This window comes from Kitasatospora sp. NPDC056076 (assembly GCF_042266305.1).
Taxonomy (GTDB): Bacteria; Actinomycetota; Actinomycetes; order Streptomycetales; family Streptomycetaceae; genus Kitasatospora.
The window spans coordinates 13,465-25,144 of record NZ_JBHJWG010000036.1 but is presented as its reverse complement, the minus strand read 5'-3'; the positions used below and the strand labels follow the sequence as shown (position 1 = coordinate 25,144).

The following is an 11,680-nucleotide window of genomic DNA, read 5'->3' as shown; positions in this document are numbered from 1 at the left end:
CGCAGACTCCCGGCGGGCGCACGGGAGTTGCCGGTGGGGTCAGGCCCAGCGGCCGGTGCGCCCCAGCAGCAGCGCCCCGGCGGCCACCCCGGCGGTCGAGGTGCGCAGCACCGAGGGGCCCAGCCGGTACGGCTTCGCGCCGGCCTCGGCGAAGGCGGCCAGCTCCTCCGGGGAGACCCCGCCCTCCGGGCCGACCACCAGCACGATGTCCCCGCCGGCCGGCAGCGCGGCGTGCGCCAGCGGCTCGGCGCCCTCCTCGTGCAGCACCGCGGCGAGCGCGGCCCCGGCCAGCAGCGGCGCCAGCTGCCGGGTGGTCATCGGCTCGCGCACCTCGGGGAAGCGCAGCCGGCGGGACTGCTTGCCCGCCTCCCGGGCGGTGGCCCGCCACTTGGCGAGCGCCTTGGCGCCGCGCTCACCCTTCCACTGGGTGATGCAGCGCGAGGCGGCCCAGGGGACCACCACGTCCACGCCGACCTCGGTCATGGTCTCCACGGCCAGCTCGCCGCGGTCGCCCTTGGGCAGCGCCTGGACGACCACGATCCGCGGCGCGGGCTCGGGCTCGCGCCGCACGGCCTCCACCGTGACCTCGATCGCGTCCTTGCCGAGCACCGCGGCGACGGTGCCGTCCACGCCCAGCCCCAGCCCGTCCGCCAGGGTGACCGCCTCGCCGGCCGCCAGCCGCTTCACCGCTGCCGCGTGCCGCCCCTCGGGCCCGTCGAGGCGCAGCACGGCCCCGGGTGCGGCGGCGGCGATCCGCTCGGTCTCGACGACGAAGACGGGCGCGGTCATGGCGGGGAACCTCCTGGGATGGAACGGGAACACCGAAGGGGTGCCGGGGGTCCTCCCCCGGCACCCCTCCTCGGACGACTACCGGCCGTTGAAGGCGTCCTTCAGGCGTGAGAACAGGCCCTGCTGGCCCGGCGCGAACTGGCCGGACGGCCGCTCCTCGCCGCGCAGCACGGCGAGCCGGCGCAGCAGCTCCTCCTGCTCGGGGTCGAGCTTGGTGGGCGTCTGCACCTCGACGTGCACTATCAGGTCGCCCCGGCCGCCCCCGCGCAGGTGGGTGATGCCCCGGCCGTGCAGCGGGATCGACTGGCCGGACTGGGTGCCGGGCCGGATGTCGACCTCCTCCAGCCCGTCCAGGGTCTGCAGCGGCACCTGGGTGCCGAGCGAGGCCGCCGTCATCGGGATGGTGACGGTGCAGTGCAGGTCGTCCCCGCGCCGCTGGAAGACCGTGTGGGTGGTCTCGGCGATCTCGACGTAGAGGTCGCCGGCCGGGCCGCCGCCGGGGCCGACCTCGCCCTCGCCGGCCAGCTGGATCCGGGTGCCGTTGTCCACGCCGGCCGGGATCTTCACGGTCAGGGTGCGGCGGGCCCGCACCCGGCCGTCGCCCGCGCACTCGGGGCACGGGGTCGGCACCACGGTGCCGAAGCCCTGGCACTGCGGGCACGGGCGGGAGGTCATGACCTGGCCCAGGAAGGAGCGGGTGACCTGGGAGACCTCGCCCTTGCCGCGGCACATGTCGCAGGTCTGGGCCGAGGTGCCGGGGGCCGCGCCCTCGCCGCTGCAGGTGGTGCAGGTGACGGCGGTGTCGACCTGGAGTTCCTTGGTGGTGCCGAAGGCGGCCTCCTCCAGGGTGATCTCCAGCCGGATCATGGCGTCCTGGCCCCGGCGGGTGCGCGAGCGCGGGCCGCGCTGGCCGGCCGCGGCGCCGAAGAAGGCGTCCATGATGTCGGAGAAGCCGAAGCCCGCCGCGCCGGCGCCGAAGCCGCCCGCGCCACCGCCGCCCGGCGACAGCGGGTCACCGCCCAGGTCGTAGACCTGGCGCTTCTGCGGGTCGGAGAGCACCTCGTAGGCGGCGTTGATCTCCTTGAACCGCTCCTGCGTCTTCGGGTCCGGGTTGACGTCCGGGTGCAGTTCGCGTGCCAGGCGCCGGAACGCCTTCTTGATCTCGTCCTGCCCCGCATCCCGTCGGACGCCGAGTACCGCGTAGTAGTCCGTGGCCACCAAATGCTCCGCTTGTTCCGCCTGTAGTAGTGCTGCGACTGGACGCCGCCGTTAGATTTCTAACGGTCGGCCGTGTGCTACGACTCGGCCAGGATCTGGCCCACGTACCGTGCCACCGCCCGCACCGCCCCCATTGTGCCCGGATAGTCCATCCGGGTCGGACCGATCACACCCAGCTTGGCCACACTCTCGTCGCCCGAACCGTAGCCGACCGAAACGACCGAGGTGGAATTCAGCCCTTCGTACGCGTTCTCCCGCCCGATCCGGACCGTCATCGCGGCGTCCGTGGTCTCACCCAGGAGGCGGAGCAGGACGACCTGCTCCTCCAGGGCCTCCAGCACCGGCTGGATGGTGAGCGGGAAGTCGTGCCCGAAGCGGGTCAGGTTGGCCGTGCCGGCCAGCATGATCCGCTCCTCGTTCTGCTCGGCGAGCGCCTCGAACAGCGTCGCCAGGACCGTACTGACGGTCGGCCGGTCGGCCGGCTCGAACGCCGCCGGGAGCTCCTCCAGGAGCCCCGGGACGTCCGGCAGCCGCTGGCCGGCCGCCCGGGTGTTGATCCGCGAGCGCAGGTCCGCCAGGACCGTCTCGCCGACCGTGCCCGGGCAGTCGACCATCCGCTGCTCGACCCGGCCGGTGTTGGTGATCAGCACCAGCATCACCTTGGCCGGGGCCAGCGCCACCAGCTCGATGTGCCGGACGGTGGAGCGGGTCAGCGAGGGGTACTGCACCACGGCGACCTGGCGGGTCAACTGGGCGAGCAGCCGCACCGTACGGGTGACCACGTCGTCCAGGTCGACGGCGCCGTCCAGGAAGTGCCGGATCGCCCGGCGCTCCGGGGAGCTCATCGGCTTGATCTCGGCGAGCTTGTCGACGAACAGCCGGTAGCCCTTGTCGGTGGGGATCCGCCCGGCGCTGGTGTGCGGCTGGTGGATGTACCCCTCCTCCTCCAGCGCCGCCATGTCGTTGCGCACCGTGGCCGGGGACACCCCGAGGTTGTGCCGCTCCACCAGGGCCTTGGAGCCGACCGGCTCCTCGGTGCCCACGTAGTCCTGGACGATCGCGCGCAGCACGGCGAGCTTGCGGTCGTCCAGCTGGCGGACCTCTCCGGCCATGGGGCACGCACCTCCGTCTTCGCACGTTGTCCGTCTGTGATGCTGCGAGCCGCTCCGGTGAGGACCCCGACCCTGGCACTCTGCACGCACGAGTGCCAAAACCGTACCTGCCAGTGTACGGCCCGGGTCGTACCGCAGGAACGGCCCGGCCGGGGTGATCCTGCCCGCAGTTCCGGACGGCCACCGCGACACTCCGCGTGCGCGGGTGGTGCCCCGGGGCCGTCCGGGTGGCAGCATCGAAAGCGACGGCGAACGGAGGAGCAAGCGATGTCGAGCTCGGGCCAGCACACCCGTTTCGCGCCCGACCGCGGCCTGACCAGCCGCATGGTCGGGACGATGTTCGTGATCGGGCTGTTGTACGTCGGTTTCACGGGCCTGCTGATCGCGCTGCTGCGCGGGGCCTGGCCGCTGATCGTGCTGATCTCCGGCGGGCTGTTCGTGGCCCAGTTCTGGTTCAGCGACAAGATCACCGAGCGGGCCATGGGCGCCCACCGGGTGACCGAGGAGCAGTACCCCCAGCTGCACGGCACCATCGACCGGCTCTGCGCCCTGGCCGACATGCCCAAGCCCCGCGTGGCGGTCGCCGACAGCGACATGCCGAACGCCTTCGCCACCGGCCGCAACCCGCAGAACGCCGTGGTGTGCGTCACCACCGGCCTGCTGCGCCGACTGGAACCCGAGGAGCTGGAGGGCGTCCTGGCGCACGAGCTGTCGCACGTCGCCCACCGGGACGTCGCCGTGATGACCATCGCCGGCTTCCTCGGCGTGCTCGCCGGGGCGATGACCCGGGTCGCCATGTACGGCGGGTTCATGGGCGGCAACCGCAACAGCAACGACCAGAACGCGGCCATCGCGGCGCTGGTCATCCCGCTGGTGTCGATCGTGGTCTACGCGATCAGCTTCCTGCTCACCCGGCTGCTGTCCCGCTACCGCGAACTGGCCGCCGACCGGGCCGCCGCCCAGCTCACCGGCCGGCCCAGCGCCCTCGCCTCGGCGCTCACCAAGGTCACCGGGCAGATCGCCGCCATCCCCACCGAGGACCTGCGCCGGGCCCAGCCCTACAACGCCTTCTACTTCGCCCCCGCACTGAGCGCCAAGGAGACCGCCTCCCAGCTGCTCTCCACCCACCCGACGCTGGAGAAGCGGCTGGCCCAGCTGGCCAAGATCTCCGAGCAGCTCGGCCGCTGACCCCCCCTGGGCTCCGGCCCCGCCCGACTCCCGGAAGGACCGCCGTGGGATTCCTGGACGCCCTGTTCGGCCGCACCAAGCCCGTCAAGCCCGACCTCGACCAGCTGTTCGGCGTGCCGTCCGCCGCGCTCACCCTGGAGGCCGGGGCCGGGTTCCTCCCCACCGGGCTCGGCTCGGTCTGCTTCGCGGCCGTCGAGGGCGCCGCCTTCGTCCAGGTGGAGCAGCAGGTCCGGGCCCTGCTGGACGCCGACACCGAACGCGGCGGCGTCCCGGTGGAGGCTTCCAAGGACGGCTACGGCTACTCCTGGCTGCTCACCCGGCACGCCCCCGAGGAACTCCCGGAACTGGTCAACGACCTGCACGCGGTCAACAGCGAGCTGGAGGCGAACGGCTTCGGCCCGCAGCTGCTCTGCTCCCTGGTCGCCTTCCGCAACCCCCAGGGCCAGTCGCTGGCCCTGGTCTACCTCTACAAGCGCGGCACCTTCTACCCCTTCGCCCCGATGCCCGGCGGCGGCGAGCGGCGCAACAGTCCGCTGGAGCTCCAGGTCAACGCGATGCTGGGGAACGACCTGCGGCTGGAGAAGGACCTCAGCCGCTGGTTCCCGGTCTGGGGCGCGCCGGCCCTCTGACGCCCCGTCCGTAACATCTCCCCCATGCGCAGCCACCAGTACGGACCGGACCTCACCCCGCCGTGGAAGAAGCAGCAGCCCGCACCCGAGGTGCCGGCCGAGCGGGACCTGGTGGTCGAGGAGGCGGCCACCGGCTACTGCGGGGCGGTGGTGCGCTGCGAGCGGACCGCGGAGGGGTTCACCGTCACCCTGGAGGACCGCTTCGGCAAGCACCGGGTCTTCCCGCTGGTGCCGCGCGGCTTCCTGCTGGAGGGCGAGGTGGTCACCCTGGTGCGCCCGGCCGCCCCCGCCGCGCCCCGCACCCCCGCCCGCACCGCCTCCGGCTCCGTCGCCGTCCCCGGCGCCCGGGCCCGGGTCGCCCGCGAGTCCCGGATCTACGTCGAGGGCCGGCACGACGCCGAACTGGTCGAGCGGGTCTGGGGAGACGACCTGCGCATCGAGGGCGTCGTCGTCGAGTACCTCCAGGGCATCGACGACCTCCCCGCGATCGTCGCCGACTTCGCCCCCGGCCCCGGCCGCCGCCTCGGCGTCCTGGTCGACCACCTGCTCCCGGGGACGAAGGAGCACCGCATCGCCGCCCGGGTCACCGGCGAGTCGGTCCTGGTCGTCGGCCACCCCTACATCGACATCTGGCAGGCCGTGAAGCCCTCCTCCGTCGGCATCCCCGCCTGGCCCGCCGTCCCCCGCGGCGAGGACTGGAAGCAGGGCACCTGCCGCCGCCTCGGCTGGCCCGTGGACACCCCGGCCGCCTGGAAGCACATCCTCTCCAAGGTGAACAGCTACAAGGACCTGGAGCCCGAACTCCTCGCCAGGGTCGAGGAGTTGATCGACTTCACCGCCCTGCCAGGTCAGGAGTAGGTCTGAAACTCCGAGGTGTCGAGCGTGATGCCCAGCAGGTCCACCGGAATGGGCTCGCCGAACTTGGTGGTCCGAGAGGAGACGTAGTCCGGCAACCCGGACGCGCTCGCCCGGGTCGGCTCGGTCAACAGCACGCAGACGGCCTTGATCGGGTCGACGATCAGATAGGCCGGAATCCGGCCCTCCGCGTAGAGCTCCCGCTTGGTCTGGTAGTCGCGCAGGACGCTGGTGTTCGAGACCACCTCGAGCACCAGCGTGAGGAGAGGCGAAGGGATCAGGCGACCAGGACCCTCGACCGCGTCTCGCTCATAGACGACCAGATCGGGCTGAGGTTCGCTGGTGAGCCCGGGGATGTCGATGTCCTGCGTGACCGAGCGGTGCCATCGCATCCGGGGAATCTGGTCCTGGATCGACTCGACAATCCAGTTGTGGACCCGGTCGGGCCCGGCCATCATCACGATTTCCCCCCTGATGAGCTCGGCCTTGAAACCCTCCGGGATCTCCAGATTCTCGAAGATCCCTATCACCCGGTCATCGATGGCGGTCATCCCACACTCCTCCTGACGGCTGATACCACGTTAACGACACTCAGTCCACGAGGTCACGCACTACTGCATCCGCCAGGAGGCGGCCCTGGAGGGTGAGGGTGGCGCGGCCCCGCCGGTAGGAGTCCTCGGCGAGGAGGCCGTCGGCGAGGGCCTTGGCGGCGGCCTTGCGGCCGGCCTCGGCCAGGAGGTCGAGGGGGATGCCGTCGGCCAGGCGCAGTTCCAGCAGGATGCGCTCGACCCGGCGGTCCTCGTCGCTCAGCAGCTCGCGGCCCAGGGCCGGGGTGCGGCCCTCGGCGAGGGCCTGGGCGTAGGCGGCGGGGTGCTTGGCGTTCCACCAGCGGACGCCGCCGACGTGGCTGTGGGCGCCGGGGCCGGCTCCCCACCAGTCGGCGCCGGTCCAGTAGAGCTCGTTGTGGCGGCAGCGCCCCTCGGGGGTGGTGGCCCAGTTGGAGACCTCGTACCAGGAGTAGCCGGCCGCGCTGAGCGCCTGTTCGGCGATGAGGTAGCGGTCGGCGTGCACGTCGTCGTCGATCATCGGCAGTTCGCCGCGCTTGACCCGGGCGGCCAGCTTGGTGCCGTCCTCGACGATCAGGGAGTACGCGGAGACGTGGTCGGGCCCGGCGCCGATCGCGGCGTCCAGGGAGGCCCGCCAGTCGTCGTCGGACTCGCCGGGGGTGCCGTAGATCAGGTCGAGGTTGACGTGGTCGAAGCCGGCCGCGCGGGCCTCGGCCACGCAGGCCTCGGGGCGGCCGGGGGTGTGGTGGCGGTCGAGCAGCCGCAGGACGTGCGGGCGGGCGCTCTGCATGCCGAAGGAGATCCGGTTGTAGCCGCCCTCGCGCAGCTCGGCGAGGTACGCGGGGTCGACGGACTCGGGGTTGGCCTCGGTGGTGACCTCGGCGTCCGGGGCGAGCCCGAACTCCTCGCGCAGGGCGGCGAGCATCTTCACCAGGTCGCGGGCGGGCAGCAGGGTGGGGGTGCCGCCGCCGAGGAACACCGTCCGCACCGGGAGGTCGGTCTCCCCGAGGACGCGGCGGGCCAGCCGGATCTCGGCGACCACGTTGTCCGCGTAGGTCTCCTGCGAGGCGACGGCCCCGGAGGAGCGCAGTTCGGTGGCGGTGTAGGTGTTGAAGTCGCAGTAGCCGCAGCGGCTGGCGCAGTACGGGACGTGCAGGTAGAAGCCGAACGGCCGGTCGCCCAGCCCGGTCAGGGCGTGCGCGGGCAGGGAACCGTCGGACGGCACCGGTTCGCCGTCGGGGAGTGCGGAGGGCATGACCCCATTGTCCCGTACGACTCACCCGGACTCGTGAGCCGTACGGGAGGAGGGCCGGCTCAGGCCTCGTTGGCGCCCGCGTACATGGCGGTCACCGCGTCCGCGTAGGTCCGCTCGACCACCGGGCGCTTGATCTTGAGGCTCGGGGTGAGCTCGCCGTGCTCGATGTCGAGGTCGCGCGGCAGCAGGTGGAACTTCTTGATCGTCTGCCAGCGCTGGAGGTCGGCGTTGACCCGCTTGACGAAGCCCTCGATCAGCTGGTGCACGGCCGGGTCGGCGGCCAGCTCGGCGTAGCTCTTGCCGGCCAGGCCGCGCTCGGCGGCCCACGGCATCAGCACCGCCTCGTCCAGGCCGATCAGCGCGGTGCAGAAGTTGCGGCCGTTGCCGATCACCAGGATGTTGCTGACGAACGGGCAGACCGCCTTGAACTTGCCCTCGACCTCGCTGGGCGCCACGTACTTGCCGCCGGAGGTCTTGAACAGGTCCTTCTTGCGGTCGGTGATCCGCAGGAAGCCGTCGGGGGTGAGCTCGCCGATGTCCTCGGTGTGGAACCAGCCGTCCGGCTCCAGCACCTCGGCGGTCTTCTCCGGCAGGTTGTGGTAGCCGCGCATCACGCCGGGGCCGCGCAGCAGGATCTCGCCGTCCTCGGCGATCCGCACCTCGGTGCCGGGCAGCGGGCGGCCGACCGTGCCGATCCGGACGTCCTCCTTGCGGTTGACGCAGGAGCCGGCACTGGTCTCGCTCAGCCCGTAGCCCTCCAGGATCGGCACCCCGGCACCGAGGAAGAAGTAGCCGATCTCGGGGGCCAGGGCGGCGCTGCCGGAGACGGCGCCGCGCAGCCGGCCGCCGAAGGCGGCCCGGATCTTCGCGTACACCAGCTTGTCGGCGAGCGCGTGCTGCAGCCGCAGGCCCAGCGGGGCGCTCCCGACGCCGGTGGCGACCCGGCTCTCCTGGACCACCCGGGCGTGCTCGCGGGCGACCTTGGCGGCCCACAGGAAGATCTTGTACTTGGCGCCGCCCTCGGCCCGGGCCCGCCCGGCGATGCCGTTGTAGACCTTCTCGAAGATGCGCGGCGCCGAGGCCATGGTGGTCGGCCGGATGACCGGCAGGTTGTGGATGATCCGGTCGACCCGGCCGTCCACGGCCATCACGTGGCCGGTGGCGATCTGGCCGGAGATCAGCGTCTTGCCGAAGACGTGCGACAGCGGCAGCCACATGAACTGGACGTCGTCGGGGCCGAGCAGGCCGCTGGCCTCCTGGGCCCGGCCCTCGTAGGCCCAGCAGTCGTGCACCAGGCGCACGCCCTTGGGGCGGCCGGTGGTGCCGGAGGTGTAGATGAGGGTGGCCAGCTGCTCCTTGTCGAGCCCGGCCACGGCCTTGTCGACCGCGTCCGGGTGCTGCTCCAGGTACTCGGCGCCGCGCCGTTCGAGCTCGGCCAGGGTGAGCAGGTCCAGGCCGGCCGTGTCGAGTGCCTCCGCCCCGGGCGCCCCGGCGGGGGCGTCGAAGAGGATCACGGTGCGCAGCTCGGGCAGCTCGTCGATGTGCTCGACGGCCTTGGCCAGCTGGGCGGCGTTCTCGGCGAACATCGCCCGGGAGCCGGAGTTGGAGAGGATGAAGGCCGTCTCGTCGGCGTTGGTGCTCGGGTAGACGGTGGTGATGGCGGCGCCCGCGCACATGGCGCCCAGGTCGGCGAGGATCCACTCGACCCGGGTGGAGGAGGCCAGCGCGACCCGGTCCTCCGACTGGATGCCGAGCGCCATCAGGCCGGCGGCCACCGCCTTGACCCGGACCGCGGTCTGCGCCCAGGTGAGCGAGCGCCACTGCTCGGCGCCGGGCGCGCCGTCCGCGGCGTGCTCGTCGACCGAGGCCGGGTAGCGGTAGGCCTCGGCGTTCGGGGTCAGGGCGACCCGCTCCAGGAACAGGTGGGCGACGGAGGCGGGACGCCCGGCGACGATGTCGGCACTGCCGGAGTCGATCAGGGACTGCGCGGAACTCAACGAGGACCTCCGGGGGCGGGTGGCCGTCTGAGGGATTGTCGCGGCGTCCGTGGGGGCGTCCGCCGGGCCCCCGTTAACGTGGTCGGTACCGGTCAGTAACAAGGGCGTAGTCAGCAGCCTAGGGGGAAACCGGTCATTCCGTAAGGGGGCGGCCCCAGCTGGCACGCCCCCTCGGCGCCGGTGCCCGCCGGAGGGCGCGAACCGGGCCGCCGATGGCAAAGGCCCGGCAAACCTCCGCCGGACGGCCCCCGAATCGTCTGTACGACGCTACAGAACGACGAGAATTGGGGTGCGAACCCGACCGGCGAAGACAAGAGTGTGCCAGTGCTGATCAGACTGCTCCGGGCGTACCTGCGCCCATACTCCCGACCGATCACCCTGCTGGTGGCCCTCCAGCTGGTGTCCACCCTCGCGGCGCTCTACCTGCCCACGCTCAACGCCGACATCATCGACAAGGGCGTGGTCACGGGCGACACCGGCTACATCCTGCGCCTGGGCGCCGTGATGATCGGCGTCACCCTGCTCCAGGCGCTCTGCTCGATCGGCGCCGTCTACTACGGCGCCCGCACCGCCATGGCCTTCGGCCGCGACCTGCGGGCCGCCGTCTTCGACCGGGTGCAGAGCTTCTCCTCCCGCGAGGTCGGCCAGTTCGGCGCCCCGTCGCTGATCACCCGCACCACCAACGACGTCCAGCAGGTCCAGATGCTGGCCCTGATGAGCTTCACCCTGATGGTCGCCGCACCGATCATGTGCGTCGGCGGCATCATCATGGCGCTCAACCAGGACGTCCCGCTGTCCGGCCTGCTGCTCGCCGTCATCCCCGTGCTCGGCATCGTCGTCGTCCTGCTGGTGCGCGCCCTGCGGCCGAAGTTCCGCAGCATGCAGGTGAAGATCGACACCGTGAACCGGGTGCTGCGCGAGCAGATCACCGGCATCCGGGTCATCCGCGCCTTCGTCAAGGACGGCCACGAGCAGCAGCGCTTCGCCGACGCCAACGAGGACCTCACCCAGGTCGCCCGGCAGGTCGGCCGGCTGATGTCCGTGATGTTCCCCGCCGTCATGCTGGTCGTCAACGTCTCCAGCGTCGCCGTGCTCTGGTTCGGCGCCCACCGCATCGACAGCGGCGGCATGGAGATCGGCGGGCTCACCGCCTTCCTCTCCTACCTGATGCAGATCCTGATGAGCGTCATGATGGCCACCTTCATGTTCATGATGGTGCCGCGCGCCGAGGTCTGCGCCGAACGCGTCGAGGAGGTCCTCGGCACCTCCTCCAGCGTCGTCCCGCCCGCCGCCCCGGTCACCGAGGTGCTGCGCCGCGGCAACCTGGAACTGCGCGACGTCGACTTCCGCTACCCCGGCGCCGAGGCCCCGGTGCTGCGCGGCATCGACCTCACCGCCCGCCCCGGCGAGACCACCGCCATCATCGGCTCCACCGGCGCCGGCAAGTCCACCCTGCTCGGCCTCGTCCCCCGGCTCTTCGACGTCACCTCCGGACAGGTCCTGCTCGACGGCACCGACGTGCGCGAGCTCTCCGCCGACACGATCGCCGACAGCGTCGGCATCGTCCCGCAGAAGCCCTACCTCTTCACCGGCACCGTCGCCAGCAACCTCCGCTACGGCCGCCCCGACGCCACCGACGAGGAGCTCTGGCACGCCCTGGAGATCGCCCAGGCCAAGGACTTCGTCGAGAAGCTGCCCGAAGGCCTGGACGCCCCCATCTCCCAGGGCGGCAGCAACGTCTCCGGCGGCCAGCGCCAGCGCCTGGCCATCGCCCGGGCCCTCGTCCGGCGGCCCGACGTCTACCTCTTCGACGACTCCTTCTCCGCGCTCGACTACGCCACCGACGCCAGGCTGCGCAAGGCCCTCGCCCGCGAGACCTCCGACGCCACCGTCCTGATCGTCGCCCAGCGCGTCTCCACCATCCGCGACGCCGACCGGATCATCGTCCTCGACGAGGGCGCCGTCGTCGGCACCGGCACCCACCGCGAACTGATGGCCGACAACCCGACGTACCGGGAGATCGTGCTCTCCCAGCTCACCGAGCAGGAGGCGGCGTGACCACCCCAGGAAA

At 72.0% G+C, this 11,680-nt stretch carries 10 protein-coding genes; 4 read left to right on the top strand and 6 right to left on the bottom strand.

Annotation, left to right across the window (positions count from 1 at the left end; all coding sequences use genetic code 11):
* Positions 1 to 39 precede the first annotated feature (39 nt).
* From ACFC1T_RS26620 to hrcA, 3 genes are all read right to left on the bottom strand, one after another.
* Positions 40 to 789: a 16S rRNA (uracil(1498)-N(3))-methyltransferase gene (locus ACFC1T_RS26620; RefSeq protein WP_375892458.1), complete on the bottom strand. Its 750-nt coding sequence runs from the start codon at positions 787 to 789 to the stop codon at positions 40 to 42.
* Positions 790 to 867: 78 nt separating this feature from the next.
* Entirely contained in the window at positions 868 to 2,007 is a 1,140-nt protein-coding gene (dnaJ, locus tag ACFC1T_RS26615; protein ID WP_188304451.1) for a molecular chaperone DnaJ, read from the bottom strand.
* Positions 2,008 to 2,084: 77 nt separating this feature from the next.
* A complete protein-coding gene (gene hrcA, locus ACFC1T_RS26610) occupies positions 2,085 to 3,119 on the bottom strand; it encodes a heat-inducible transcriptional repressor HrcA (protein ID WP_375892457.1) in 1,035 nt (344 codons plus the stop codon).
* Between the two features lie 267 nt (positions 3,120 to 3,386).
* Between hrcA and htpX the strand changes: the two genes are divergently transcribed.
* From htpX to ACFC1T_RS26595, 3 genes are read left to right on the top strand one after another with little or no spacing between them, the layout of a single operon-like run.
* Positions 3,387 to 4,307 (top strand): zinc metalloprotease HtpX, encoded by a 921-nt coding sequence (gene htpX, locus ACFC1T_RS26605; RefSeq protein ID WP_375892455.1) that lies wholly within the window; start codon positions 3,387 to 3,389, stop codon positions 4,305 to 4,307.
* Positions 4,308 to 4,351: 44 nt separating this feature from the next.
* Positions 4,352 to 4,936, top strand: coding sequence for a hypothetical protein (locus tag ACFC1T_RS26600; protein ID WP_375892453.1), 585 nt, complete (start codon positions 4,352 to 4,354; stop codon positions 4,934 to 4,936).
* A 24-nt stretch (positions 4,937 to 4,960) separates the two neighbouring features.
* Positions 4,961 to 5,794, top strand: coding sequence for a DUF3097 domain-containing protein (locus ACFC1T_RS26595; protein WP_375892451.1), 834 nt, complete (start codon positions 4,961 to 4,963; stop codon positions 5,792 to 5,794).
* Here the strand turns inward: ACFC1T_RS26595 and ACFC1T_RS26590 are convergent.
* The 3 genes from ACFC1T_RS26590 to ACFC1T_RS26580 are packed head-to-tail and all read right to left on the bottom strand — an operon-like array spanning position 5,785 to position 9,609.
* Entirely contained in the window at positions 5,785 to 6,342 is a 558-nt protein-coding gene (locus ACFC1T_RS26590; protein WP_375892449.1) for a Uma2 family endonuclease, read from the bottom strand. The genes ACFC1T_RS26595 and ACFC1T_RS26590 overlap by 10 nt on opposite strands.
* 40 nt (positions 6,343 to 6,382) lie before the next feature.
* Positions 6,383 to 7,612, bottom strand: a complete 1,230-nt coding sequence (gene hemW / locus ACFC1T_RS26585; RefSeq protein WP_375892447.1) for a radical SAM family heme chaperone HemW — start codon at positions 7,610 to 7,612, stop codon at positions 6,383 to 6,385.
* Between the two features lie 59 nt (positions 7,613 to 7,671).
* Complete coding sequence (locus ACFC1T_RS26580; RefSeq protein ID WP_375892446.1) at positions 7,672 to 9,609, bottom strand: AMP-dependent synthetase/ligase; 1,938 nt, start codon at positions 9,607 to 9,609, stop codon at positions 7,672 to 7,674.
* Between the two features lie 324 nt (positions 9,610 to 9,933).
* On the opposite strand from ACFC1T_RS26580, the gene ACFC1T_RS26575 reads away from it, so the two are divergent.
* Positions 9,934 to 11,667, top strand: a complete 1,734-nt coding sequence (locus ACFC1T_RS26575; protein WP_375892444.1) for an ABC transporter ATP-binding protein — start codon at positions 9,934 to 9,936, stop codon at positions 11,665 to 11,667.
* Positions 11,668 to 11,680 lie beyond the last annotated feature (13 nt).

Coding starts and splice junctions, on each gene's coding strand:
- ACFC1T_RS26620 (WP_375892458.1), bottom strand. CDS start 789: ATGACCGCGCCCGTCTTCGTCGTCGAGACCGAGCGGATCGCCGCCGCC.
- hrcA (WP_375892457.1), bottom strand. CDS start 3,119: ATGGCCGGAGAGGTCCGCCAGCTGGACGACCGCAAGCTCGCCGTGCTG.
- htpX (WP_375892455.1), top strand. CDS start 3,387: ATGTCGAGCTCGGGCCAGCACACCCGTTTCGCGCCCGACCGCGGCCTG.
- ACFC1T_RS26595 (WP_375892451.1), top strand. CDS start 4,961: ATGCGCAGCCACCAGTACGGACCGGACCTCACCCCGCCGTGGAAGAAG.
- ACFC1T_RS26590 (WP_375892449.1), bottom strand. CDS start 6,342: ATGACCGCCATCGATGACCGGGTGATAGGGATCTTCGAGAATCTGGAG.
- hemW (WP_375892447.1), bottom strand. CDS start 7,612: ATGCCCTCCGCACTCCCCGACGGCGAACCGGTGCCGTCCGACGGTTCC.